Origin of the sequence: Pseudoxanthomonas daejeonensis (assembly GCF_022637495.1) — a bacterium.
Lineage (GTDB): Bacteria > Pseudomonadota > Gammaproteobacteria > Xanthomonadales > Xanthomonadaceae > Pseudoxanthomonas > Pseudoxanthomonas daejeonensis.
Window position 1 is genome coordinate 1,047,139 of sequence record NZ_CP093331.1, and the last position, 23,245, is coordinate 1,070,383.

Annotated in this window: 26 protein-coding genes; 6 read left to right on the forward strand and 20 right to left on the reverse strand. The window is 68.4% G+C overall.

Annotated features, from left to right (window positions below; translation table 11 throughout):
• Nucleotides 1-121: 121 nt before the first annotated feature.
• Both crp and MNQ95_RS04770 read left to right on the forward strand, forming a co-directional pair.
• Nucleotides 122-808, forward strand: a complete 687-nt coding sequence (crp, locus tag MNQ95_RS04765) for a cAMP-activated global transcriptional regulator CRP (protein ID WP_162411294.1) — start codon at nt 122-124, stop codon at nt 806-808.
• Between the two features lie 27 nt (nt 809-835).
• Complete coding sequence (locus MNQ95_RS04770) at nt 836-1,588, forward strand: sulfite exporter TauE/SafE family protein (protein ID WP_162411295.1); 753 nt, start codon at nt 836-838, stop codon at nt 1,586-1,588.
• Between the two features lie 15 nt (nt 1,589-1,603).
• On the opposite strand, the gene MNQ95_RS04775 is transcribed toward MNQ95_RS04770, so the two are convergent.
• From MNQ95_RS04775 to MNQ95_RS04835, 13 genes are all read right to left on the reverse strand, one after another.
• Entirely contained in the window at nt 1,604-2,329 is a 726-nt protein-coding gene (locus tag MNQ95_RS04775) for a haloacid dehalogenase-like hydrolase (protein ID WP_241953969.1), read from the reverse strand.
• Between the two features lie 24 nt (nt 2,330-2,353).
• The gene (gene trpC / locus MNQ95_RS04780; protein WP_241953970.1) at nt 2,354-3,148 is read right to left on the reverse strand and encodes an indole-3-glycerol phosphate synthase TrpC; all 795 of its coding nucleotides are present in this window, start codon (nt 3,146-3,148) and stop codon (nt 2,354-2,356) included.
• A 76-nt stretch (nt 3,149-3,224) separates the two neighbouring features.
• The gene (locus tag MNQ95_RS04785; RefSeq protein ID WP_162411298.1) at nt 3,225-3,566 is read right to left on the reverse strand and encodes an antibiotic biosynthesis monooxygenase family protein; all 342 of its coding nucleotides are present in this window, start codon (nt 3,564-3,566) and stop codon (nt 3,225-3,227) included.
• A complete protein-coding gene (gene trpD / locus MNQ95_RS04790) occupies nt 3,563-4,609 on the reverse strand; it encodes an anthranilate phosphoribosyltransferase (RefSeq protein WP_162411333.1) in 1,047 nt (348 codons plus the stop codon). Before trpD ends, MNQ95_RS04785 begins: the two co-directional genes overlap by 4 nt.
• A 144-nt stretch (nt 4,610-4,753) precedes the next feature.
• Entirely contained in the window at nt 4,754-5,176 is a 423-nt protein-coding gene (locus MNQ95_RS04795; RefSeq protein WP_162411299.1) for a F0F1 ATP synthase subunit epsilon, read from the reverse strand.
• 35 nt (nt 5,177-5,211) lie between these two features.
• Nucleotides 5,212-6,609: a F0F1 ATP synthase subunit beta gene (atpD, locus tag MNQ95_RS04800; protein ID WP_162411300.1), complete on the reverse strand. Its 1,398-nt coding sequence runs from the start codon at nt 6,607-6,609 to the stop codon at nt 5,212-5,214.
• A 104-nt stretch (nt 6,610-6,713) separates the two neighbouring features.
• Nucleotides 6,714-7,577, reverse strand: coding sequence for a F0F1 ATP synthase subunit gamma (gene atpG, locus MNQ95_RS04805; protein ID WP_162411301.1), 864 nt, complete (start codon nt 7,575-7,577; stop codon nt 6,714-6,716).
• 85 nt (nt 7,578-7,662) lie between these two features.
• Nucleotides 7,663-9,225, reverse strand: coding sequence for a F0F1 ATP synthase subunit alpha (atpA, locus tag MNQ95_RS04810; RefSeq protein ID WP_162411302.1), 1,563 nt, complete (start codon nt 9,223-9,225; stop codon nt 7,663-7,665).
• 70 nt (nt 9,226-9,295) lie between these two features.
• Nucleotides 9,296-9,823, reverse strand: coding sequence for a F0F1 ATP synthase subunit delta (locus MNQ95_RS04815; protein WP_162411303.1), 528 nt, complete (start codon nt 9,821-9,823; stop codon nt 9,296-9,298).
• 2 nt (nt 9,824-9,825) lie between these two features.
• Entirely contained in the window at nt 9,826-10,296 is a 471-nt protein-coding gene (locus MNQ95_RS04820; protein ID WP_241953971.1) for a F0F1 ATP synthase subunit B, read from the reverse strand.
• Between the two features lie 98 nt (nt 10,297-10,394).
• The gene (gene atpE, locus MNQ95_RS04825; RefSeq protein WP_162376963.1) at nt 10,395-10,685 is read right to left on the reverse strand and encodes a F0F1 ATP synthase subunit C; all 291 of its coding nucleotides are present in this window, start codon (nt 10,683-10,685) and stop codon (nt 10,395-10,397) included.
• Between the two features lie 71 nt (nt 10,686-10,756).
• Nucleotides 10,757-11,554, reverse strand: coding sequence for a F0F1 ATP synthase subunit A (gene atpB, locus MNQ95_RS04830; RefSeq protein WP_241953972.1), 798 nt, complete (start codon nt 11,552-11,554; stop codon nt 10,757-10,759).
• A 77-nt stretch (nt 11,555-11,631) separates the two neighbouring features.
• A complete protein-coding gene (locus MNQ95_RS04835) occupies nt 11,632-12,000 on the reverse strand; it encodes a hypothetical protein (RefSeq protein WP_241953973.1) in 369 nt (122 codons plus the stop codon).
• A 341-nt stretch (nt 12,001-12,341) separates the two neighbouring features.
• Here MNQ95_RS04835 and MNQ95_RS04840 point away from each other — a divergent pair, with 341 nt between their 5' ends.
• Nucleotides 12,342-13,163: a hypothetical protein gene (locus MNQ95_RS04840; protein WP_241953974.1), complete on the forward strand. Its 822-nt coding sequence runs from the start codon at nt 12,342-12,344 to the stop codon at nt 13,161-13,163.
• A gap of 114 nt (nt 13,164-13,277) precedes the next feature.
• Here MNQ95_RS04840 and lpdA read toward each other — a convergent pair whose 3' ends face one another.
• Together lpdA and aceF are read right to left on the reverse strand one after the other, a co-directional pair.
• Nucleotides 13,278-15,410, reverse strand: a complete 2,133-nt coding sequence (gene lpdA, locus MNQ95_RS04845) for a dihydrolipoyl dehydrogenase (RefSeq protein ID WP_241953975.1) — start codon at nt 15,408-15,410, stop codon at nt 13,278-13,280.
• A gap of 12 nt (nt 15,411-15,422) precedes the next feature.
• Nucleotides 15,423-16,817 carry a dihydrolipoyllysine-residue acetyltransferase gene (gene aceF, locus MNQ95_RS04850; RefSeq protein WP_241953976.1) on the reverse strand — a complete coding sequence of 465 codons (1,395 nt, stop codon included), beginning with the start codon at nt 16,815-16,817 and terminating at the stop codon, nt 15,423-15,425.
• Between the two features lie 438 nt (nt 16,818-17,255).
• Between aceF and MNQ95_RS04855 the strand changes: the two genes are divergently transcribed.
• A complete protein-coding gene (locus MNQ95_RS04855; protein ID WP_162411310.1) occupies nt 17,256-17,885 on the forward strand; it encodes an OmpW/AlkL family protein in 630 nt (209 codons plus the stop codon).
• An 82-nt stretch (nt 17,886-17,967) separates the two neighbouring features.
• Here MNQ95_RS04855 and MNQ95_RS04860 read toward each other — a convergent pair whose 3' ends face one another.
• Nucleotides 17,968-18,537 (reverse strand): CcdC protein domain-containing protein, encoded by a 570-nt coding sequence (locus MNQ95_RS04860; RefSeq protein WP_238390418.1) that lies wholly within the window; start codon nt 18,535-18,537, stop codon nt 17,968-17,970.
• A gap of 57 nt (nt 18,538-18,594) precedes the next feature.
• Nucleotides 18,595-19,491, reverse strand: coding sequence for a DMT family transporter (locus MNQ95_RS04865; RefSeq protein WP_162411311.1), 897 nt, complete (start codon nt 19,489-19,491; stop codon nt 18,595-18,597).
• Between the two features lie 101 nt (nt 19,492-19,592).
• On the opposite strand from MNQ95_RS04865, the gene MNQ95_RS04870 reads away from it, so the two are divergent.
• A complete protein-coding gene (locus MNQ95_RS04870) occupies nt 19,593-20,075 on the forward strand; it encodes a YajQ family cyclic di-GMP-binding protein (protein ID WP_241953977.1) in 483 nt (160 codons plus the stop codon).
• 15 nt (nt 20,076-20,090) lie between these two features.
• Entirely contained in the window at nt 20,091-20,672 is a 582-nt protein-coding gene (locus MNQ95_RS04875) for a DUF1415 domain-containing protein (RefSeq protein ID WP_162411313.1), read from the forward strand.
• A gap of 42 nt (nt 20,673-20,714) precedes the next feature.
• On the opposite strand, the gene MNQ95_RS04880 is transcribed toward MNQ95_RS04875, so the two are convergent.
• Genes MNQ95_RS04880 through MNQ95_RS04890 form a run of 3 tightly spaced genes read right to left on the reverse strand, consistent with a single transcriptional unit; the run spans nt 20,715 to nt 23,187 of the window.
• Nucleotides 20,715-21,347, reverse strand: coding sequence for an HAD family hydrolase (locus tag MNQ95_RS04880; protein ID WP_241954360.1), 633 nt, complete (start codon nt 21,345-21,347; stop codon nt 20,715-20,717).
• A 56-nt stretch (nt 21,348-21,403) separates the two neighbouring features.
• On the reverse strand, nt 21,404-22,114 hold the full coding sequence (locus tag MNQ95_RS04885; RefSeq protein ID WP_241954361.1) for a pseudouridine synthase: 711 nt from the start codon (nt 22,112-22,114) through the stop codon (nt 21,404-21,406).
• A gap of 8 nt (nt 22,115-22,122) precedes the next feature.
• Nucleotides 22,123-23,187 carry a class I SAM-dependent methyltransferase gene (locus MNQ95_RS04890; protein WP_241953978.1) on the reverse strand — a complete coding sequence of 355 codons (1,065 nt, stop codon included), beginning with the start codon at nt 23,185-23,187 and terminating at the stop codon, nt 22,123-22,125.
• Nucleotides 23,188-23,245 lie beyond the last annotated feature (58 nt).

The following is a 23,245-nucleotide window of genomic DNA, read 5'->3' on the forward strand; positions in this document are numbered from 1 at the left end:
ATGCCTCTGGGGGTGGAAAACGCGGCATTATGGGCCAAAGCCGGTGACCGCGGTATGTCTGGATGTCACCGGGGTTTGCCGGACGACCCGCGGCCGGCTATCTTCGGGCGCTTCGAATCCCATGAAACACAGGAACCTCGCCGTGACTCCCCTGCGCTTCACCAGCAGCCCGCTCTTGCTGGATCAGGCCGCCATCGAGCGTTTCCTGGCCCATTGCCAGCGCCGGCGCTACCCAAATCGCACCGACGTGTTCCGCCCGGGTGACCCGGCAGGCACGCTCTATTACGTGGTCAACGGCTCGGTCAGCATCATCGCCGAGGAAGAAGACGGCCGCGAACTGGTCCTTGGCTACTACGGCGCGGGCGAGTTCGTCGGCGAAATGGGCCTGTTCATCGAGTCCGACAGCCGCGAGGTCATCCTGCGCACCCGCAGCGCCTGCGAGCTGGCCGAAATCAGCTACGACCGCCTGCAGCAGCTGATGCTGGGCCCGCTGTCCGGCGACGCCCCGCGCCTGCTCTATTCCATCGGCGTGCAGCTCTCGCGCCGCCTGCTGACCACCAGCCGCAAGGCCAGCCGCCTGGCCTTCCTGGACGTCACCGACCGGATCGTGCGCACCCTGCACGACCTGGCCAAGGAGCCGGAGTCGATGAGCCACCCGCAGGGAACCCAGATGCGCGTATCGCGGCAGGAACTGGCGCGCCTGGTCGGGTGCTCGCGCGAGATGGCCGGCCGGGTGTTGAAGAAGCTCCAGATCGATGGCCAGTTGCATGCGCGTGGCAAGACCGTGGTGCTCTACGGCACCCGCTGACGGCCGCGGCGACCGGGCCGCGCATTGATGGAGTTCGGGGAAACTTTCTTCTGGTTCGTCCTGATCGGGCTGTGTGCGCAGCTGATCGACGGGGCGCTGGGCATGGCCTATGGCCTGGTGTCCTCGTCGGTGCTGCTGGGCATGGGCCTGCCCCCGGCCCAGGTCAGTGCCAGCATCCACGCCGCCGAGGTCTTCACCACCGGCGCCTCCGGGGCCTCGCACCTGGCCATGGGCAATGTCGACCGGCGCCTGTTCCTGCGCCTGGCCGTGCCTGGCGTGATCGGCGGCGTCATCGGCGCCTACGTCCTCACCCAGATCCCGGGCGAGATCATCCGACCGTTCGTCTACGCCTACCTGCTGGTCCTGTCCGTGCTGATCCTGGTCCGGGCCAGTGGCCGGCTGGTGCCACGACGCGAAGTCCGCCGGGTGCCCGTGCTGGGCTTCTTCGCCGGGCTGCTCGATGCCAGCGGCGGCGGCGGCTGGGGACCGCTGGCCACCTCGACGCTGCTGGCCGGCGGCGGCCAGGCGCGCACCGTGATCGGCTCGGTCAACGCGGCCGAGTTCGTGGTGACGCTGGCCGTCTCGATCACCTTTTTCCTGTCGATCGGCCTGGAGCACCTGCAGATCGTCGCCGGACTGCTGGTCGGCGGCATGATCGCCGCGCCGGTAGCCGCGGTGCTGGTCAAGCGCGTGCGCGAGCAGTGGGTACTTGTGGCCGTCGGTGTGCTGGTGCTGTGCATCAGCCTTTACCAGATCGGCCACGCGTTGCTGAACCTCTAGGCCGGCGGCCCGCGGTCAGGAGACCGGATCGCCGCCTCGATCGTGGCAACCCCAGTTGAGGATCGGCGTGCCCGCCGGCAACACCCGGCGGAACATCTCCACCCGACCCGGCTTCGGATTGACGACCACAGGCCGGCGCGCAGCCTGCAGCAACGGCAGGTCGGCGCTGCTGTCCGAATAGGCCGCCTCGATATCGATGTAGCCGCGTTCGCGCAGCATCCGCACCTTTTCCTGGTTGTGGCAATGACGCGTGGCCACGACCGCGCCCCAGCGCGGACCCACCGCGGTGCCGATCACCGGAACGTCCTCATGGGCGACGAAGGCCAGGATCGCCCGGGCCAGCTCGGGCGGCGCGCCGGTCGCCACGACCACCCGGTCGCCACGGAGCCGGTGCCGGGCGAAGACATCCAGCGCCACCGGCAGCAGGCGCGCGGCGATCCGCTCGCGATGCGTGGCCACGTAGCGGTCGATCACCCGGTCGAACTCGCGCGCCGCGTGCAGGCCGAAGCTGCCGATCCACACGTAGCCGGAGATGCCCCAGCGCCGGGTCGGCAGGAACGCGACCATCGGCCCGAGCACCGGCGTGGCCAGCAGCGCGGCGAGCATGCGCAGCGGATTGCGCCGGATCAGCCAGGCGAACAGGTGGCTGCCCGAATCCCCGTCGTACAGGGTGTGGTCGAAATCGAACACCACCAGCGGCGCACCCTCGCCGGGTGGCGGGTACTGCGCTGCGTCGTTCATGCGCCGGGGCTCATCCATTCGTGCCTACCTGTCGAAGAACAGCTGCCGCAAGGCCTCGCCCGGCTCCTCGGCACGCATGAAGGTCTCGCCGACCAGGAACGCATGCACCCCCGCCGCGCGCATCCGCGCCACGTCCTCGTGCACCAGGATTCCGCTCTCGGTGACCAGCAGGCGATCGCGCGGCACGGCGTTCTTCATCCCCAGGGTCACGTCGAGCGAGACCTCGAAGGTACGCAGGTTGCGGTTGTTGATGCCCACCAGCGGCACCGGCACCTGCAGCGCGCGCTCGAGTTCGTCGATGTCGTGGACCTCGACCAGCACGTCCATGCCCAGTTCCAGCGCCAGTCCCGACAGGTCGGCCAGGCGGGTGTCGTCCAGCGCGGCGACGATCAGCAGGATGCAGTCGGCGCCAAGTACGCGCGCTTCGTGCACCTGGTAGGCGTCGACGGTGAAATCCTTGCGCAGGACCGGCAGCGTGCAAGAGGCGCGCGCCTGCTGCAGGTAGTCGTCGCTGCCCTGGAAGAAGTCGGCGTCGGTCAGCACCGACAGGCAGGACGCGCCGCCGAATTCGTAGCTGACCGCGATCTCGGACGGCCGGAAGTCCGCGCGGATGACGCCCTTGGAGGGACTGGCCTTCTTCACTTCGGCGATGACGGCCGGATCGCCATGGGCGATCGCCGCCTGCATCGCCGCGGCGAATCCCCGCACCGGGCCGGCATCGCGCGCGCGCGCGGCCACGTCGGCCAGCGGCACGCGCGTGCGGCGCTCGGCGATCTCCTCGGCCTTGCGGGCGAGGATGGTCTGCAGGATGTCGCTCATCGGCGGTCGCGGGCTCTTGCTCGGCGGCGGACCGGCATTCTCGCACGAGCCGGCGCGGGCACGTCTTCCGGCGGGCTCAGCCGCCGGCGGAACCCGAAGCACGCTCCACGCGTGCCACGCGCAGTTCGTAGTGCGCATACCAGTGGGTGCGGCCATGGCGGCGCACTTCCGCATGTTCGGCATGCTGGCGCCACGCGCGGATCGCCGCCTCGCTTTCCCAGTACGACACCGTGATGCCGAAGCCGCCGGCGTCCCGCGCCGACTCCACGCCCAGGAAACCGGGTTGCTGCCGCGCGAGTTCGAGCATGCGGTCGGCCGCCGCTGCGTAGCCTTCCGGATCGGCGTCATTGCGCCGCGAACTGAACACCACCGCGTAATAGGGTGGCGCCGGCAGGCGCGCGAAGCCGGTGTCGCTCATGCCGGCGCAACCTGTCCGGACAGTTCGCGGGTGGTCTCGACGAAGCCGGCCAGTGCCTGCCGCGCCGCGCCGCTGTCGATCGCCGCACGCGCACGCACGAGGCCGTCGGCGATATCCGTCGCCACGCCCGCCACGTACAGCGCGGCAGCGGCATTGATCGCGACGATCTCGCGCGCCGGCCCCGGCACGCCCTCGAGCACGCCCAGCAGCATCGCGCGCGATTCGGCCGCATCGGCCACCTTGAGATTGCGGCTGGCCGACATGGCGATGCCGAAATCCTCCGGGTGGATCTCGTACTCGCGGACCACACCGTCGCGCAGCTCGCCGACCATGGTCGCCGCGCCCAGCGAGATCTCGTCCATGCCATCGCGGCCCCAGACCACCAGTGCGCGCTCGGCGCCCAGTTCGTGCAGCACGCGCGCCTGGATGCCGACCAGGTCCGGATGGAACACGCCCATCAGGATGTTCGGCGCACCGGCCGGGTTGGTCAGCGGGCCGAGGATGTTGAAGATCGTGCGCACGCCCATCTCGCGGCGCACCGGCGCGACGACCTTCATCGCCGGGTGGTGCACGGGCGCGAACATGAAGCCGATGCCGCAGCGTCCGATCGATTGCGCGACCTGGTCCGGCTGCAGATCGATCGACGCCCCCAGCGCCTCGAGCACGTCCGCGCTGCCGGACTTGGAGGAGACGCTGCGGTTGCCGTGCTTGGCCACCCGCGCACCCGCCGCGGCGGCCACGAACATCGAGCAGGTGGAGATGTTGAAGGTATGCGAGCCGTCGCCGCCGGTCCCGACGATGTCGACCAGCCGGCTGCGGTCGGCCACGTCCACGGTCAGCGAGAACTCGCGCATGACGGTGGCGGCTCCGGCGATCTCGCCGACCGTTTCCTTCTTCACCCGCAATCCGGTGAGGATCGCGGCGGTCATGACCGGCGAGACGTCGCCGCGCATCACCTGCCGCATCAACCCGACCATCTCGTCGTGGAAGATCTCGCGGTGTTCGATCGTGCGCTGCAGGGCTTCCTGGGGCGTGATGGTCATGGTGGTGCGGCTGGGTGGACAGTCCATCGCAGTCTACCTGCCCGGCCAGCGCGTGGCGGCCACGGTGGCGCCTGAAACGAAAAACGCCGGCATCGGCCGGCGTCGTTCGCTGCGTCAGCCGGCCGGGGCCGGGCAGTACGCGGATCAGTGCTTGAGGTTGCGGCGCAGGCGCTCGAGCGCCTGCAGCTGGGCGGTGACCTCGGCCAGGCGCTGCTGCGCCTCGGCCACTTCCATCGCTTCGCTGCGGTTGGCCAGCACGCGTTCGGCTTCTTCCTTGGCCTTGCGCACGGCGGCCTCGTCGATGTCCTCGGCGCGGATCGCGGTGTCGGCCAGGATCGTCACCACCTGCGGCTGCACCTCGAGGATGCCGCCGGAAATGGCGAAGTCCAGGTGCGCGCCGTCAGGCAGCGTCACCACGACCTTGCCCGGCTTCAGGCGGGTGATCAGCGGTGCGTGCCGCGGCGCGATGCCCAGCTCGCCCAGCTCGCCGGTGGCCACGACCAGGGTGGCCTCGCCGTGGAAGATCTCCTGCTCGGCGCTGACGATGTCGCAACGGATGGTGCTCATGGGGCCTCGCTGTGCTCAGTTCAGGAAGATCGCGATCAAGCGATCTTCTTGGCCTTCTCGACGGCTTCGTCGATGGTGCCGACCATGTAGAACGCCTGCTCCGGCAGGTGGTCGTACTCGCCGTCGCAGATGCCCTTGAAGCCGCGGATGGTGTCCTTCAGCGACACGTACTTGCCCGGCGAGCCGGTGAACACTTCGGCCACGTGGAACGGCTGGCTGAAGAAGCGCTCGATCTTGCGCGCGCGCGACACCGACAGCTTGTCCTCTTCCGACAGCTCGTCCATGCCCAGGATCGCGATGATGTCCTTCAGCTCCTTGTACTTCTGCAAGGTGGACTGCACGCGGCGGGCGGTGTCGTAGTGCTCGTGGCCGATGACGTTCGGGTCCAGCTGGCGGCTGGTGGAGTCCAGCGGATCCACGGCCGGGTAGATGCCCAGCGAGGCGATGTTTCGCGACAGCACGACGGTGGCGTCGAGGTGGGCGAAGGTGGTCGCCGGCGACGGGTCGGTCAGGTCGTCCGCGGGGACGTACACGGCCTGGATCGAGGTGATCGAACCGGTCTTGGTCGAGGTGATGCGTTCCTGCAGCACGCCCATTTCCTCGGCCAGGGTCGGCTGGTAGCCCACCGCCGACGGCATGCGGCCCAGCAGCGCCGAGACCTCGGTGCCGGCCAGGGTGTAGCGGTAGATGTTGTCGACGAACAGCAGCACGTCCTTGCCCTTGCCCGACGCGTCCTTCTCGTCGCGGAAGTACTCGGCCATGGTCAGGCCGGTCAGCGCGACGCGCAGGCGGTTGCCCGGCGGCTCGTTCATCTGGCCGTAGACCATCGCGACCTTGTCCAGGACGTTGGAGTCCTTCATCTCGTGGTAGAAGTCGTTGCCCTCGCGGGTACGCTCGCCCACGCCGGCGAACACCGACAGGCCCGAGTGCGCCTTGGCGATGTTGTTGATCAGTTCCATCATGTTGACGGTCTTGCCGACGCCGGCGCCGCCGAACAGGCCGACCTTGCCGCCCTTGGCGAACGGGCACATCAGGTCGATGACCTTGATGCCGGTCTCCAGCAGCTCGTTGCCCGAGGACTGGTCCTCGTACGACGGCGCGTTGCGGTGGATTTCCCAATGGTCGGAAGCCTGCACGTCGCCGGCCTCGTCGATCGGGCGGCCGAGCACGTCCATGATCCGGCCCAGGGTGCCGGCGCCGACCGGCACCGAGATCGCCTTGCCGGTGTTGGTCGCGACCAGGTTGCGCTTGAGGCCGTCGGTGGAACCCAGCGCGATGGTGCGGACCACGCCGTCGCCCAGCTGCTGCTGGACTTCGAGGGTGATGGCGGTGTTGTCGACCTTCAGCGCGTCGTACACCTTCGGCACTTCGGCGCGCGGGAACTCGACGTCGACGACGGCGCCGATGATCTGAACGATCTTGCCCTGACTCATGGTGGTTTCCTCAGACTCTTAAGTTTTTCTGCGCGACCGGGTCGCCGATGGTTTTCTTCGAGAAGCCCGCACATGGATGCGCGGACTCCTGCGATGGATTCGAACTAGACCGCTGCCGCGCCGCCCACGATCTCGGAGATTTCCTGGGTGATCGCCGCCTGCCGGGCCTTGTTGTAGACCAGGTTCAGCGTGCCGATCAGCTTGGTCGCGTTGTCGCTGGCCGACTTCATCGCGACCATGCGCGCGGCATGCTCGGACGCGACGTTTTCCAGCACCGACTGGTACACCAGCGACTCCACGTAGCGGGTCAGCACGTGCTCGAGCACGGTGCCGGCGTCGGGTTCGTAGATGTAGTCCCAGTCGTGGCTCGGCACCCCGGCCTGCGCGGCCGGCAACGGCAGCAGCTGGTCGAAGGTGGCCTTCTGGCTCATCGTGTTGACGAAGTGGTTGTAGACCACGAACACGCGGTCGACCTTGCCTTCGGTGTAGGCGTCGAGCATGACCTTGATCACGCCGACCAGGTCGTCCAGGTGCGGGATGTCGCCCAGGTGGGAGACGCTACCGACCATGTTCACCTTGATCCGGCGGAAGAAGGCCTGCGCCTTCTGGCCGACGGTGACCATGTCGACCTCGACGCCCTGCTCGTTGAACTGGCGGACTTCGCCCAGCAGCTTGCGGAACAGGTTGTTGTTCAGGCCGCCGGCCAGGCCGCGGTCGGACGAGATGACGATGTAGCCGACCCGCTTGACCTGCTCGCGCTCCACCAGGAACGGATGCTGGTAGTCGGTATTGGCCTGGGCCAGGTGGCCGATCACCTGCTTCATCGCCTGCGCGTAGGGACGCGAGGTGCGCATCCGCTCCTGCGCCTTGCGGATCTTGGAGGCCGAGACCATTTCCAGCGCGCGCGTCACCTTGCGGGTGTTCTGCACGCTCTTGATCTTGGTTTTGATTTCGCGTCCGCCAGCCATCTCTTCTTCCCGTTTGGCAGGCCGGTCGGCCTGCCGTGGACTTGGTTCCGTCACCGCGCGGGCCGGGGCCCGCCGATGTCGCGGCTTACCAGGTGCCGGTCTGCTTGAACTCGGCGATGCCCTTCTTGAACGCCGACTCGATCTCGTCGTTCCAGCCACCGGTGCTGTTGACCTGCTCGATCAGCGCGCCGGCGGTGTTGGCGAAGTGGGCGTGCAGGCCCTCCTCGAACGCGCCGATCTTGGCCACCGGCACGTCGTCCAGGTAACCCTCGTTGACCGCGTAGATCGACAGCGCCTGGTTGGCGATGGACATCGGCTGGTACTGCTTCTGCTTCATCAGCTCGGTGACGCGCTGGCCGCGCTCGAGCTGCTTGCGGGTGGCTTCGTCCAGGTCCGAGGCGAACTGCGCGAACGCAGCCAGCTCGCGGTACTGGGCCAGCGAGATGCGGATGCCGCCGGACAGCTTCTTGATGACCTTGGTCTGGGCGGCGCCACCGACGCGCGACACCGAGATGCCGGCGTTCACGGCCGGGCGGATGCCGGCGTTGAACAGGTCGGTTTCCAGGAAGATCTGGCCATCGGTGATCGAGATCACGTTGGTCGGCACGAACGCGGACACGTCACCGGCCTGCGTTTCGATGATCGGCAAAGCGGTCAGCGAACCGGTCTTGCCCTTCACCGCGCCGTTGGTGAACTTCTCGACGTACTCCTCGGACACGCGCGCGGCGCGCTCGAGCAGGCGGGAGTGCAGGTAGAACACGTCGCCCGGGTAGGCTTCGCGGCCCGGCGGGCGGCGCAGCAGCAGCGAGATCTGGCGGTAGGCCACGGCCTGCTTGGACAGGTCGTCGTAGACGATCAGCGCGTCTTCGCCGCGGTCCATGAAGTACTCGCCCATGGTGCAGCCGGAGTAGGCGCTGATGTACTGCATCGCGGCCGACTCCGAAGCGGTGGCGGCCACGACGATGGTGTGGGCCAGCGCGCCGTTCTCTTCCAGCTTGCGCACGATGTTGGCGACGGTCGAGGCCTTCTGGCCGATCGCCACGTACACGCACTTGATGCCGGTGTTCTTCTGGTTGATCACCGCGTCGATCGCCAGCGCGGTCTTGCCGGTCTGGCGGTCGCCGATGACCAGCTCGCGCTGGCCGCGGCCGATCGGGATCATCGCGTCGACGGTCTTGTAGCCGGTCTGCACCGGCTGGTCGACCGACTTGCGCCAGATCACGCCCGGGGCCACGCGCTCGACCGGAGCGGTCAGGGTGGCGCCCAGCGGGCCCTTGCCGTCGATCGGCTCGCCCAGCGCGTTGACCACTCGACCCAGCAGCTGCGGGCCGACCGGCACTTCGAGGATGCGGCCGGTGGTCTTGGCCACGTCGCCCTCGCGCAGGTGCTCGTAGTCGCCCAGGACCACGGCGCCGACCGAGTCGCGCTCAAGGTTCAGCGCGAGCGCGAACGTGGATTGTCCGTTCTCGGCCTGGGGCAGCTCGATCATTTCGCCCTGCATCACGTCGGCCAGGCCGAAGATGCGCACGATGCCGTCGGACACCGAGGTCACGGTGCCTTCGTTGCGGGCTTCAGCGGAGAGCTTGACCTGCTCGATGCGGGTCTTGATCAGGTCGCTGATTTCGGAAGGGTTGAGCGTGGTAGCCATTTGGATTCCTTGGAGTCGCGGGCCGGGGCTTGGCGACCTGAAAAGTGAACTGTCTGGTTGCAGCGTCCGGTCAGCCCGCCAGGGCGGTCCGCAGGCGCGCGAGCTTGCCCTTGAGCGAGCCGTCGATGACCACTTCGCCGGCGTCGATCACCGCGCCGCCGATGAGGCTGGCGTCCACCGCGGCGTCCAGCTCGACCTCGCGGCCGAAGCGGCGCTTGAGCGCGTCGCGCAGCGTGTCCAGTTCCTGCGACGAAAGTTCTGCGGCGGACGTGACGGTGGCGCGCACCACGTGCTGGTCGTCGGCGCGCAACTGCTCGTACAGGCCGGTGACTTCGGCCAGCAGCGGCAGCCGCCCGGCGTCAGCCAGCAGGCCCAGGAAGCGCGTGAACGACGCCTCGGCGCCCTGCGGCGAAAGCAGCGCGACCGCCTGCTCGCGGGCCAGCTCCGGATTGAGCAGCAAGCCGGCCACGCGCGGATCGGCGGCGACCTGGGCGGCGAAGCCCAGGGCCTGCGACCACGCGTCCACGCGGCCTTCGTCACGGGCAACCGAATAGGCGGCGCGTGCGTAGGGTCGGGCGAGGGTAAGGGCCTGGCTCATGCTCAGATCTCAGCCGCGAGTTCGTCCAACAGCGCCTTGTGCGCGTTGGCGTCGATCTCGCGACGGAGGAGCTTCTCGGCGCCGCTCACCGCCAGCAAGGACACCTGCTTGCGCAGGTCCTCGCGGGCACGGTTGGCGGACGCGTCGATCTCGGCCAGGGCGATCGACTTCTGCCGGCCGGCCTCGGCCACGGCATCCTCGCGCGCGGCGTCGACGATCTGGTTGGCGCGGGCATGGGCCTGGTCGATGATCTCGTTGGCCTTGCCACGCGCTTCCTTCAGCAGCTCGTTGACCTTGTCCTGCGCCTGCGCCAGGTCCTTCTGGCTGCGGTCGGCCGCGGCCAGGCCCTCGGCGATCTTCTGCTGGCGCTCCTCGATGGCCTTGAGCAGCGGCGGCCAGATCTTGGTGGCGATCAGCCAGATCAGCGCGGCGAAAGCCAGCGCCTGGGCGAAAAGGGTCAGATTGATGCTCATTGTTCCGCTCTGCCTGTGGTGACGGAACCGGCCATGCCGGCCGGCTCCTCCATCCTGTCAGCGCCGGCGCGGATGCGCAGGCGCCACTCGACGTTCGATCAACCGCCCAGCTGAGCCAGGAACGGCGCGACGAACGGCGAAGCGAAGGCGAACAGCAGGCCGACGGCGACGCTGATGATGAACGCGGCGTCGATCAGGCCGGCGGTGATGAACATGCGGACCTGCAGCACCGGGATCAGTTCCGGCTGGCGCGCGGCCGACTCCAGGAACTTGCCAGCCATGATGGCCAGACCCAGGCCGGCGCCCAGCGCGGCCAGGCCGATCATGATGCCGATGGCCAGAACGGTCGAAGCCTGGACGGAAGCGAGAGCGGTCAGTGCGATTTCCATGGTTTTCTCCGGAACGGATTGCTAGAAGTGAACGGTGGGAACAAAGGGTGAAGCAAAAGGGGAATGGAGCGTCAGTGACTGTCTTCGGACAGGCTGAGGTAAACGATCGACAGCATCATGAAGATGAACGCCTGCAGCGGAATGACCAGCAGGTGGAAGATCATCCAGCCGAAGCCGAAGGCCGCGCCCGCGAACATACCGGCGATGCCGGCGCCGCCGAGCACCCAGATCAGCAGGAACACGATCTCGCCGCCGAACATGTTGCCGAACAGTCGCATCGCCAGGGAGATCGGCTTGCTCAGCCACTCGACGATGTTGAGGATCAGGTTGAACGGCATCATCCACTTGCCGAACGGCGCGGTCAGGAATTCCTTGGTGAATCCACCCAGGCCCTTGGAACGCAGCGCGAAGAACAGCATCAGGAAGAACACGCTGACCGACATGCCCAGCGTGGCGTTCACGTCGGCGGTCGGGACCGGCTTCCAGTAGTGGATGCCCGCCCATCCCAGCGGGATCGCGAAGAAGTCCGCCGGGATCATCTTCAGCAGGTTCATCAGCAGGATCCAGAAGAACAGGGTGATCGCGATCGGCGTCACCAGCTTGCTGGTCCCGTGGTACGTGTCGCGCGCCTGCCGGTCGACGAACTCCAGGCAGATCTCGACGAAGGCCTGCCACTTGCCGGGCACGCCGGCGGTGGCATTGCGCGTGGCCAGCCAGAACATGAAGACCATCAACAGGCCCATCAGCACCGCGGTCACGAAGGTGTCCACGTGCAGCGTCCAGAAGCTGCCCTCGCCCACGTTCGCCGTCAGGTTCTGCAGATGGTGCTGGATGTAGCTGGTAGGGGTCAGTTCCGCCTCGCCCGCCATAAGTCCGATCTTCCTGTTCTAACGACCTGAATTGAAAACCCGAATCCGCCTGGACCGCACCCGCCGGAACCCGCCGCTCAGCGGCCCAGCGCCAGTGCGAACAACTGCGCAACCAGCACCACCACCGCCGCGACCAGCATCGGCAGCGGGGGCAAGCCCAGCGCCAGCACGCCCACCGCCAGCACCACGACCAGGACCAGCCACTTGGCCAGCACCCCGGCCACCAGCCTGGCCAGCGCCGGGACCGCGGCATCGATGCCGCCCCCCAGCGCGATCCGTGCCGAGAACCACCCGGCCAGGACCACCGCACCACCGCCCACCAGCGCCGCCACCGCCGACTGCACGCCCTGCCAGAGGCAGGCCAGCGCGACCAGAAGCGTCGCCCCTGCCTGCCAGGCGATCGCGCGACCGGCCTGTCGCCGGCCAGCGGCAACGGAGTTCAGCACGCGACGGTTACCTGCGGGAGTGAGCGGAAGGCCTGGGCCATGAAACGCGCCCTGCCGAGCCGCAAAATTATAGCAGTGAGACATTTTCGGGGACAACCGCCGGAGGTCTCCCCTCGGCGTGCGGAACTTCCCGCAAGGGACCGGGTCGATCCCCTACCGGGACGGAGAACCTCGTCGGTCAGTCCCGCCCAGGCCCCGGACCCCCACCCGGGGCCTTTCTTTGTCCAACGCGCACGAAGCCGGCGTGATCGCCGGTTTTCACCTCATATCCATGCGCCCGTCACCGGCCATGGACCGCGACGCAACCAGCATGACGGTCCCCCACTCCCCCCGGACCGCTCATGACCCGCTGCCGCACCCTGCCCGTCTTCCTGCCCCTGATCCTGCTCGCAGCCATCCCCGCAGCCCGCGCCCAGGACGCCGACCGGTTCACGCTGCGCGTGGGGGCGATGAGCGCCTCGGCCGATACCACCCTGTCGGCCTCGACCACGTTCATGGGCGAGCCGTACCGGTTTTCGGAAAACTTCGGTTTCGGCAGCGACGAGTGGGTCCCGCGGATCGACGGCGTGTTCCGTGTCGCCGACCGCCACCGCCTGGTGTTCGACTACTTCAATTACGACAAGAAGCGCCGCGAGACGCTCGGCGAGGACATATCGTTCGACGACGTCACCATTCCGGCCGGCAGCTTCGCCCGCGCAGAACTCGATTTCCAGCTGGCCAGCCTGCTGTACGACTACGCGGTGGTCGAGAACGAGGACTTCAGCCTGGGCCTGCAGATCGGTGCCGAATGGGCCAAGGCCGAAGCCACCCTGCTGGCCGAGGCCGGCGCCGGGCGCTGGACCGACCGCGCCAGCGAGGACGGTTTCGCGCCTGTGGTCGGCGTCCGGCTCACCGCGCGCCCGGGCGATCGCTGGCTGCTCAACCTGCAGGGTCAGTACCTGGACGCCGGCTGGGGTGACTTCGGTGATTACGACGGCAGCATCAGCCGCATCAACGCGCTCGCCGAGTACCGCTTCACCGACAATTTCGGCATGTTCGGCGGCTACGAGTGGTATCGGCTGGACGTCAAGCGCGACGTGCGCGGCGACTTCATCGACGACGGCATCGTCGGCTGGGACCAGCGCTTCAAGGGGCCGGTGGTGGGCGTGACGCTGGCGTTCTGACTGCCTGCACGACGTGCACCATGGGATCGCCGTGTCGGGATCCACCGCGGGTCGCGGATAAAAAAAGCCCCGGCCAGGCCGGGGCTTTCGCTTGCCGCTCGACGCGATGCGCCGTTACTTCTTCTTCGGGATGTAGAGGTCGGTGATCGTGCCCTCGTAGACCTCGGCCGCCATCGCCACCGTCTCGCCCAGGGTCGGATGCGGATGGATGGTCGCGCCGATGTCGCCGGCCTCGGCGCCCATCTCGATCGCCAGGGCGAGCTCGGAGATCAGGTCGCCGGCGTGCACGCCGGTGATGCCCGCGCCGATGATGCGATGGGTGTGCTCGTCGAAGATCAGCTTGGTGAAGCCTTCGCCCCGGCCGATGCCGACCGCGCGCGCCGAAGCGACCCACGGGAACTTGCCCACGCCGATCTTCAGGCCCTTGGCCTTGGCTTCGGTTTCGGTCACGCCGACCCACGCGATCTCCGGGTCGGTGTAGGCCACCGACGGGATCACCCGCGCCACCCACTCCTTCTTTTCACCGGCGGCCACTTCGGCGGCCAGCTTGCCTTCGTGCGTGGCCTTGTGCGCCAGCATCGGCTGCCCGACGAGGTCGCCGATGGCGAAGATGTGCGGCACGTTGGTGCGCATCTGCCGGTCCACCGCGATGAAGCCGCGTTCGCTGACCTGCACGCCGGCCTTGGCCGCATCGAGTTTCCCGCCGTTCGGCGAACGGCCCACCGCGACCAGCACGCGATCCCACGTGCCTGATTCCAGATCCGGCTTCTGGCCCTCGGTGGCGCTCTCGAACGACACGGTGATGCCCTTCTTCGAGGCTTCGACCTTCGCCGCCTTGGTCTTCAGGTGCACGACTACGCCCTGCTTCTTCAGGCGATCGGCCAGCGGCTTGACCATGTCCTTGTCCGCGCCCGGCATCAGCTGGTCCATGAATTCGACCACGGTGACTTCCGCGCCCAGCGCGCGATAGACCGTCGCCATTTCCAGGCCGATGATGCCGCCGCCCACGACCAGCAGCGACTTGGGCACCTCGGCCAGCTGCAGCGCGTCGGTGGAGTCCATCACCCGCGGGTCGTCCCACGGGAAGTTCGGCAGCTTCACCGCCTGCGAGCCGGCAGCGATGACGCACTGCTCGAAACGCAGCAGCTGGGTCTTGCCGTCTTCGCCGGTGATCTCCAGCTCGTTGGGCGAAACGAACTTCGCCACGCCCTGCACGGTGCGTACCTTGCGCTGCTTGGCCATGCCGGCCAGGCCCTTGGTGAACTGGCCGACGACCTTGTCCTGCTTGAAGCCGCGCAGCTTGTCCAGGTCGATCTTCGGCTTGCCGAAGCTGATGCCGATGTCGTCCGAATGCGCCGCTTCCTCGATCAGCGCCGCGGCATGCAGCAGCGCCTTGGACGGGATGCAACCGACGTTGAGGCACACGCCACCGAGCGCTGCGTAGCGCTCTACCAGCACCGTATCCAGGCCCAGGTCGGCGGCGCGGAACGCGGCGGTATAACCGCCGGGGCCCGAACCGATCACCACGAAGCGGCACTCGATGTCGGCCTGCCTGCCGGTGCCCAGCGCCGGCTTCGGTGCCGGAGGCTCGGCCGGGGCGCGATGCGAGGGCGCGACCGGCGGCTTGCTGCCCGGAGCCGCCGCTGCGGCAGGAGCGCCACCGGCCGATTCGAGCACCGCGACCACGTCGCCCTGCGACAGCGCATCGCCGAGCTTGATCTTCAGTTCCTTGACCACGCCATCGGCGGTGGACGGCACTTCCAGCGTGGCCTTGTCCGACTCCAGCGTGACCAGGCCCTGGTCCTTCTTGACCGTGTCGCCGACCTTGACCAGCACTTCGATCACCGGCACGCCGCTGTAGTCGCCGATGTCGGGCACCTTGATCGCGAGCGGGCCGGACGAAGCGGCGACGGCAGGCGCGGCCGGGGCCGATGCGGCAGCCGGAGCCGACGCGCTCGGCGCTGCGGCAGGCGCTGCGGGCTTCGGCGCGGCCGGCGCCGCAGCACCGGCGGCTTCCAGCACGACCACCACGCCGCCTTCCGACAGCCGGTCGCCGATCTTGACCTTGATCTCCTTGACCACGCCATCGGCGGTCGACGGCACTTCCAGCGTCGCCTTGTCCGATTCCAGCGTGACCAGGCCCTGGTCCTTCTTCACCGAGTCGCCGACGGCGACCAGCACTTCGATCACCGGCACATCGCTGTAGTCGCCGATGTCCGGAACCTTCACTTCGATCGTGTTCGCCATGTCCGCGTCCCCTTACAGCAGCACGCGGCGCATGTCCGCGAGGACCTGGGCCAGGTAGCTGGTGAAGCGCGCGGCGGCGGCGCCGTCGATCACGCGGTGGTCGTAGCTCAGCGACAGCGGCAGGGTCAGGCGCGGCACGAACTGCTTGCCGTCCCACACCGGCTGCATCGAAGACTTGGACACACCCAGGATCGCCACTTCGGGTGCATTGATGATCGGGGTGAACGCGGTCCCGCCGATGCCACCCAGCGAGCTGATCGAGAAGCAGCCGCCGCTCATGTCGGCCGGGCCGAGCTTGCCGTCGCGCGCCTTCTTGGCCAGATCGCCCATCTCCTGGGCGATCTGCAGCACGCCCTTCTTGTCGACGTCGCGGATCACCGGCACGACCAGCCCGTTGGGCGTATCGGCGGCGAAGCCGACATGGACGTACTTTTTGAGGGTCAGGTTTTCACCGGCCGCATCGAGCGACGCGTTGAAATCCGGGAACTGCTTCAGTGCAGCGGCGCTGGCCTTGAGCAGGAAGGCGAGCATGGTCAGCTTGATGCCCGACTTGGCCTTTTCCTGCTCGGCATTGAGCTGCACCCGCAGCGCCTCCAGGTCGGTGATGTCGGCCTGGTCGAACTGGGTCACGTGCGGGATGACCGCCCAGTTGCGCGCCAGGTTGGCCCCGGAGATCTTCTTGATCCGCGACAACGGCTGGGTTTCGGTTTCGCCGAACTTGCTGAAGTCCACCTTCGGCCACGGCAGCAGGTTGAGGCCACCGCCGCCGGCCGCCGGGGCACCGGACGACGCGGATGCGCCTCCGGCCAACGCGGCCTTGACGTAGCGCTGCACGTCTTCTTTCGAGATGCGGCCGGCGCGCTCGCTACCCTTGACCTGGGCCAGGTCCACGCCCAGTTCGCGCGCGAACAGGCGCACCGAAGGACTGGCGTACGGCACGTTCTCGGGCAGCACGCTGGCCGCCCCGAACTCCACCGGCGGGGTGCGCGGCGGGTTGGCCTGCGCACTGGCCGGACTGGTGGCCTGCACCTGTGCGATCTCGCGCTGGGCGATCTTGTCGGGCTGCGTGGCCACGGCCACCGGCTCGACCTTGGCGCCGGTCTCGGCGGTCTTCACCGGGCCGGGCGCAGCTTCGGCCTTGGCCGGCGCGGGCGACGCAGCGCCGTCAGCGGCCTCGATCAACGCCACCACGCCGCCCTCGGAGAGCGAGTCGCCGAGCTTGACCTTCAGCTCCTTGACCACGCCGGCGAAGGGCGCGGGCACTTCCAGCGTGGCCTTGTCCGACTCCAGCGTGACCAGGCCCTGGTCCTTGGTCACGGTGTCGCCGACGGCGACGAGGATCTCGATGACGGGCACGTCGCTGTAATCCCCGATGTCGGGGACGCGCGCTTCCTTGATTTCGGCCATGCCAGGACTCCGGCGGTTATGCGTGGGGAAAGACCCCTATTGTGTCCGCCCACGCCGCACCCGCCAACCTCCAGCGTGGGCATGTGGTTGTCCCGCCAGCCCTGTCCCGGACAGGTTTCAGCCGACACCAACGCACGGCGAGCACCCGAACCTCAGTACGCCGGCGCATGTGAAACGCGCCACGAGGATCGATCACCACGACCCGTACGGCATCAGGTTCGCGCATTGGCCGGTCCAGCCTTCGTCCGGCTCCTCACGTCGCGATCAGGTGCGTGAATCGTCGGACCGGGGCGCATCACGCAACGACGGGGCTCGCCGGCGATTGGCTGAACCTGCGCCGGCGCGTGCATTCGCGGGCAGGTTTTCGTTCATTGCCGCGCCGATAGGGTCAGCCGCGCCCACTCCAAGGGCACTAAAACAATGAACAGGAGAGTCCCCATGCGTTCCATTCGAATTTTGACCCTGGCCCTGATTCCTGCCCTGGCGTGCGCGCCGGCCTTCGCCCAGGACACGACCGACGCGGGCACCGCATCCGGCAAGCGCTTCGCCGTGGTCGGCAGCTACACCCACCTGGATCCGTCGGGCGACATCGCCCCGGGGCTGGACGTCGACGGCGGCGCCGCGCCGACCATCAGCGCGAGCTGGTTCGCCAACGACAACATGGCCGTCGAGCTGTGGGGCGCGGCCGACAAGTTCAACCATCGCGTGCGTGCCGACGGCGTCGGCAAGATCGGCACGGTCGAGCAGCAGCCGATCGCGCTGAGCGGCCAGTGGCACTTCGGCCAGGCCGACAGCGTCTTCCGTCCGTTCGTGGGCCTGGGCTACTACGAATCCAACTTCAGCAACGAAGACATCTCCGGCGGTGGTGACCACGTCGGCCTGGAGACGGCCAAGGGCGCGATCGGCACGGTCGGCATGGACTTCAACATCAACCCGACCTGGTTCGCCCGCACCGACGTGCGCTACATGCACGCGCGCCCGGAAGTACGCGTGGCTGGCGAAGGAACCGGGCAGGACCTCAAGCTCGATCCGTGGACCGTCGGCATCGGCCTGGGTGCGCGCTTCTGACCCCTGACGCGTCCGCACTCATCGAAAGGGCCCGGAGATGGGCCCTTTCTTTTACTTCCACCCCGTGCATGGAGCACCCGCGTCAACGTGGGGAACGGTCGTAGCCGCGGTATCGCTCGAAACGTCGCGCACGCCGGTGCAGTCCAAAGGCCTGTGCGGTCGCGTAGCCCAGCAGCAGTGCGGCGACGGCGAGCAGGCCGGCATGGCTCAGCCAGCCGCTTTCCGGCCATTGCGCACCGTGCAACCAGACCCGCGTCGCCTGGACGATACCGGCGCCGATCCGCACTGCGACCAGCAGGGTCAGCGCGAGCACCAGCCAGCGGTTGGACTGGTAGTACAGGCCCTGCGGCGTGGGCTCGAAACGCGTGAGCGCATGACCGAACGCGCCCAGCAGCAGTCCCGCCGGCCAGGCGATGGCGCAGTAGCGCCAGGCGTCGGGCCAGAAGAACCCGGCGATCAGCACCGACACGGCGAACAGCACCGTGGACACCAGCGACGCCCACCATCCCAGGGCCAGCACCCAGCTCCAGGCGCGCCGGCGCGCACTGCCCACGCGATAGCGCTGCCACAGCATCAGCGGCAGCAGCGCGAGCGACAGGACCAGCAACAGCGCCAGCAGGGGCAGCGCCAGCAGCAGCAACACCAGCAGCATTCCGATTCACCTTCAGCCGGATTGCACCCAGCTTACCGCTGCGCAGGTCGCGCGTTCCTACAGCGAATCGATCGGCGGCGCGCGCTGCGCCCTGACCGTGCGCTCGCGACGCAGCAGGTACAGGCCGCTGGCGACGATGATCGCCGCGCCGATCCAGGTCGTGGCATCGGGCCAGGTGCGCCAGAACAGCCAGTCCCAGGCGATCACCCAGACCAGACCGGTGTACTCCAGCGGCGCGATCAGCGAGGCTTCGCCGCGCATGAAGGCATTGGTGAGCGCGATCTGTCCCAGGGCCCCGGCCAGGCCCATGCCGAGGATCAGCGCGGTATGGTCCCAGCGCAGCGGCACCCAGCCGGGAATCGCCGCCAGGCCCGCGCCCACCGCCATGATCGCCAGGAACCAGACCACCATCGCCTGCGGGGTGTCGGTACGGGTCAGCAGGCTGACGGTCACCGCCGCGATGGCGTACGCAGTCGCGGCCAGCAGGACCATCAAACCCGGGAAAGAGATGATCCCGTCCACGCCCGGGCGCAGCACCACGATCACCCCGACCAAACCGATAGCGATCGCCGTCCAGCGCCGTGGCCCCACCTTCTCGCCCAGCAAGGGCACCGACAGCGCCGCCACCAGCAAGGGCGCGACGAAGTAGATCGAGTAGGCCGTGGACAGCGGCATGCGCTTCAGCGCGAACACGAAGCAGCCGATCATCACCATGCCCAGCACGCCGCGCAGCAGGTGCAGGCCCCAGCGCACCGGCACGATCGAGCGCGCCCCGGCGGTGGCCAGCACCCAGACCAGCACGAACGGCAAAGAGGCCGCGCCGCGCAGCAGGGTCACCTGCATGGGCGGATAGTGCGCGGCGAGTTGCTTCATGCCGGCGTCCATCAGCGAGAAAGCGGCGACGGCGGCGAGCATCCAGCCGATGGCGGCCAGCGGGGAACGGGACGGAGACATCGCCCATTATCGCTGTCCGCCGCCGGCGATGCCCGCCCCGGCGCGACCTGGTGGGCGCCGCGCCCTAGAATGGGCGCCATTCTTTCCGCAGGAGCCCTGCCATGCCTTCCTTCGACGTCGTCTCCGAAGTCGATATCCACGAGCTGACCAATGCGGTCGACCAGGCCAGCCGGGAGCTGACCACGCGCTTCGACTTCAAGGGCGTGGATGCGAAGTTCGAGCTCGAGGAAAACGTGGTCAGCCAGTCCGCGCCCAGCGACTTCCAGCTCAAGCAGATGACCGACATCCTCAAGCAGCGACTCACCGCCCGGGGCATCGACATCCGCTGCCTGGAGTTCGGCGACGTGGAGACCAACCTGGCCGGTGCCCGGCAGAAGGTCACCGTCAAGCAGGGCATCGAGCGCGACATCGCCAAGAAGATCACCACCACGCTCAAGGACGCCAAGCTCAAGGTCGACAGCCAGATCAACGGCGACAAGCTGCGGGTGAACGGCAAGAAGCGCGACGACCTGCAGGACGCCATCGCCGTGCTGCGCAAGGCCGACTTCGGCATCCCGCTGCAGTTCGACAACTTCCGCGACTGAGCCGGGGGAACGACCATGTCCGACGACCAGGATGCGCCGAACGGCCCGGGTGCCGAAGAGGCGATCGCCGCCACCCGCTCATGGCTGGAGAAGGCGGTCATCGGCCTGAACCTGTGCCCGTTCGCCAAGGCGGTGTACGTGAAGGAGCAGGTGCGGTTCGTGTTCAGCGATGCGACCACGCCCGAACAGCTGATCGAGCAGCTCGGCGAGGAGCTTCTGCTGCTGCGCGACACGCCTGCCGAGCAGGTCGACACCACGCTGCTGGTGCATCCGTACGTGCTGCAGGACTTCCTCGACTACAACGACTTCCTCGAGCAGGCCGACACGCTGGTCGAGGTCCTCGAGCTGGACGGGGAGCTGCAGGTGGCCAGTTTCCACCCGGACTACCAGTTCGCCGACAGCCGGCCCGACGACATCGAGAACTACAGCAACCGCGCGCCCTACCCGACCCTGCACCTGCTGCGCGAGGACAGCGTCAGCCGTGCGGTCGAGGTGTACCCGGACCCGGATTCGATCGTGGAGCGCAACTACGCCACGCTGCGCGAGCTGGGCCATGAAGGCTGGCGGAGGCTGTTCGACGACACGCCCCGCCACTGACCTGGCCTGCGCGACGGGGCGTCGCAGGGCCCGTCGGTACCTTCAGCCTGTCGCCAGTTGCGCTTCCAGCAGACGCTGCGCGTCTGCCAGCGAAGGGACAATGCGGTGCGCCAGCGCGCGCACGGCTGCATCGGGTTCGAGCATGTCGGGCACCTGCACCGGCGTCATGCCCGCGGCCAGGGCGGCGCGCACGCCGGTCGGCGAATCCTCGAGCACCAGGCAGCGCCCGGGCTCGACCCCGAGGGTCGACGCCGCCAGCAGGTAGACGTCCGGCGCCGGCTTGGGCCTGGGCACGTCGCTGCTGGTGCAGACCGCGTCGAAGTACGGCAGCAGTCCGGCGGCGTCGAGCTTGCGCATCGCCAGCGGACGGCGGGTCGAGGTCGCCACCGCACGCGGGATGCCGCGCGCGACCAGCCATTCAAGCAACTCGACGATGCCAGGACGATGATCGATGCCGGCGTCGGCCACTGCGTCGTACAGCGCTTCGGAGCGCAGCAGGAGTTCGTCGGCCGCGACCTCGCCGATCTGCTCGGTCAGCAGGCGACGGCACAGGCCATCGCCGCCGCCGATCATCTTCAACCACAGCGAATCGGGCAGCGCGTGGCCCAGTTCGCGCGCCGCCGATGCCATGCACGTGTTGATCGCACGCTCGCTGTCGAGCATCAGCCCGTCCATGTCGAAGATCACCGCATCGGGCAGGAACGGCAGCGGGGCGACGGGCGGCGCGGGGCTCACGCGGTTTCCGTGTTGAACAGGCGGGCCAGGTCGGCGGCGTCCAGCGCGCGCCACTGGCCCTCGGCCAGGTCGTCCAGCGCCAGCCCGCCGACCTGCGGCCGGTGCAGCGTTTCGACATGGTTGCCGATGGCGGCGAACATGCGCCGCACCTGGTGGTAGCGGCCTTCGTGCAGGGCCAGGCGCACGCGGCGCGGGCCCAGTACCTCGAGTTCCGCCGGCAGCAGCGGCGTGGTTTCCGCTTCGAGCATCAGGGTGCCGCTGGCGAACAGCGCGACCTCGTCGCCGCGCAGATCGTTGGCCAGCGTCGCCTCGTAGAACTTCGGCAGCTTCGATTTCGGCGAGACGATCCGGTGCAGCAACATGCCGTCGTCGGTCATCAGCAGCAGGCCGGTGGTATCGCGGTCCAGGCGCCCGACCGTGGACAGCACCGGATCGCGCTGGATGAAGCGCGGCGGCAGCAGGTCGTAGACCGTGCGGCCCTTGTCCTTGGTCGAACAGGTATGGCCGGCAGGCTTGTGCAGCATGAGCACCAGGCCCGAGGGCGGATCCAGCGGTTCGCCATCCACGCGCACGTTGTCGTGGTCGAGCGGGTCATCGGCGTACAGCACTTCGCCGGCGGCATCGGTGACGCGGCCCTCGCGGAACATCCAGGCCACTTCCTTGCGGCTGCCGTAGCCCAGGTTGGCCAGGTGCTTGACCAGCTTCATCGACTTGCTCATCGACGCCTCTCCCTCGTCGCCTTGACTCCAACGGCCGGACCCTTCGACGGCACGCTCTTCACCGCTTCGATCACCTTGAAACCGCCACCCTCGGCCAGCACCCGTCGCGAAGCGAATGCCTGGGCCAGGGTGTCCTCGTACGGGAGGTGGCGGTTGGCGACCAGCAGCAGGCGACCTCCGGGGCGCAACGCCTGCGCGGCGACCTCGATGAAGCGCTGGCCCAGCTCCGGCCGGTCGCCGCGATCGTGCGCATGGAACGGCGGATTGCTGACGATGAAGTCATAGCCACCTTCCGCCAGGCCGCGGGTGACGTCATGCCAGTGGAAGGCGAGCGTGGCGCGGTCGGCGTGGGCGGCGAGGTTGTCGCGTGCCAGCTCCAGCGCGCGTGCTTCGGCTTCGAACAGGTCCAGCGCGGTCGCGCCGGGGCAACGTGCCAGCACCTCGGCGGCCAGGTAGCCCCAGCCCGCGCCCAGGTCCGCGCCGCGACCGGCCAGGTCCGTGGGCAGGTGCGCGGCCAGCAGCGCCGACGCCGGATCGATCCGGTCCCAGGCGAACACGCCGGGACGGCAGCGGAAACGCCCGCCCAGGATCGAACGCGGCGCATCGGCCTGGCGCCAGCGCTCCAGCAATGCCGCGTCATGCGCGCCCGACAGTGGTGGCGTCCAGAACACGCGGCAATGGAACTTGGTCAGCGTGCCGCCGAGGCCGGCGAGCTGCTGCAGGTCCTTCTCGCGCGACTTCGCGCCTTCGTCATTGGCCACCGCGGCCACCACGCGCGCACCGGGCGCGGCCATTTCGACCGCGCGCGCCAGCAAAGCCTGGGCTTCGTCGCGCTGCCGCGGCGGCAGGACCAGCACCAGCGATGCGCCGGTTCCCGTATCGAGTTCGGCCTGCACCTGGAGCCCGGCCAGCTCCAGCCCATCGGCCAGCGGCTTGAAGCCCTGCTCGGCGTGCAGGCGATCCAGCGCGAACTGGCGCAGCGGCCAGCCGTCGCGCGCGCGCAGGAACGCGATGTCGCCGTGCCCAGGCCACGGCAGCGCGCCGCTTTCGAACGGCAGCATCAGGGCCTTCAGGGGTTCATCGTGGAGAGTCAAGCGGGAGGCGCCGTACCGGGCGGGC

Coding starts and splice junctions, on each gene's coding strand:
- crp (WP_162411294.1), top strand. CDS start 122: ATGAAACACAGGAACCTCGCCGTGACTCCCCTGCGCTTCACCAGCAGC.
- atpB (WP_241953972.1), bottom strand. CDS start 11,554: ATGGCGGGCGAGGCGGAACTGACCCCTACCAGCTACATCCAGCACCAT.
- atpA (WP_162411302.1), bottom strand. CDS start 9,225: ATGGCTACCACGCTCAACCCTTCCGAAATCAGCGACCTGATCAAGACC.
- MNQ95_RS04785 (WP_162411298.1), bottom strand. CDS start 3,566: ATGAGCGACACCGGCTTCGCGCGCCTGCCGGCGCCACCCTATTACGCG.
- atpG (WP_162411301.1), bottom strand. CDS start 7,577: ATGGCTGGCGGACGCGAAATCAAAACCAAGATCAAGAGCGTGCAGAAC.
- MNQ95_RS04855 (WP_162411310.1), top strand. CDS start 17,256: ATGCGTTCCATTCGAATTTTGACCCTGGCCCTGATTCCTGCCCTGGCG.
- trpC (WP_241953970.1), bottom strand. CDS start 3,148: ATGAGCGACATCCTGCAGACCATCCTCGCCCGCAAGGCCGAGGAGATC.
- MNQ95_RS04775 (WP_241953969.1), bottom strand. CDS start 2,329: ATGAACGACGCAGCGCAGTACCCGCCACCCGGCGAGGGTGCGCCGCTG.
- MNQ95_RS04865 (WP_162411311.1), bottom strand. CDS start 19,491: ATGTCTCCGTCCCGTTCCCCGCTGGCCGCCATCGGCTGGATGCTCGCC.
- MNQ95_RS04840 (WP_241953974.1), top strand. CDS start 12,342: ATGACCCGCTGCCGCACCCTGCCCGTCTTCCTGCCCCTGATCCTGCTC.
- MNQ95_RS04890 (WP_241953978.1), bottom strand. CDS start 23,187: ATGCTGCCGTTCGAAAGCGGCGCGCTGCCGTGGCCTGGGCACGGCGAC.
- MNQ95_RS04870 (WP_241953977.1), top strand. CDS start 19,593: ATGCCTTCCTTCGACGTCGTCTCCGAAGTCGATATCCACGAGCTGACC.
- MNQ95_RS04875 (WP_162411313.1), top strand. CDS start 20,091: ATGTCCGACGACCAGGATGCGCCGAACGGCCCGGGTGCCGAAGAGGCG.
- MNQ95_RS04815 (WP_162411303.1), bottom strand. CDS start 9,823: ATGAGCCAGGCCCTTACCCTCGCCCGACCCTACGCACGCGCCGCCTAT.
- aceF (WP_241953976.1), bottom strand. CDS start 16,817: ATGGCCGAAATCAAGGAAGCGCGCGTCCCCGACATCGGGGATTACAGC.
- MNQ95_RS04880 (WP_241954360.1), bottom strand. CDS start 21,347: ATGGACGGGCTGATGCTCGACAGCGAGCGTGCGATCAACACGTGCATG.
- atpD (WP_162411300.1), bottom strand. CDS start 6,609: ATGAGTCAGGGCAAGATCGTTCAGATCATCGGCGCCGTCGTCGACGTC.
- MNQ95_RS04795 (WP_162411299.1), bottom strand. CDS start 5,176: ATGAGCACCATCCGTTGCGACATCGTCAGCGCCGAGCAGGAGATCTTC.
- atpE (WP_162376963.1), bottom strand. CDS start 10,685: ATGGAAATCGCACTGACCGCTCTCGCTTCCGTCCAGGCTTCGACCGTT.
- MNQ95_RS04885 (WP_241954361.1), bottom strand. CDS start 22,114: ATGAAGCTGGTCAAGCACCTGGCCAACCTGGGCTACGGCAGCCGCAAG.
- trpD (WP_162411333.1), bottom strand. CDS start 4,609: ATGACCATCACGCCCCAGGAAGCCCTGCAGCGCACGATCGAACACCGC.
- MNQ95_RS04820 (WP_241953971.1), bottom strand. CDS start 10,296: ATGAGCATCAATCTGACCCTTTTCGCCCAGGCGCTGGCTTTCGCCGCG.
- MNQ95_RS04770 (WP_162411295.1), top strand. CDS start 836: ATGGAGTTCGGGGAAACTTTCTTCTGGTTCGTCCTGATCGGGCTGTGT.
- MNQ95_RS04860 (WP_238390418.1), bottom strand. CDS start 18,537: ATGCTGCTGGTGTTGCTGCTGCTGGCGCTGCCCCTGCTGGCGCTGTTG.
- lpdA (WP_241953975.1), bottom strand. CDS start 15,410: ATGGCGAACACGATCGAAGTGAAGGTTCCGGACATCGGCGACTACAGC.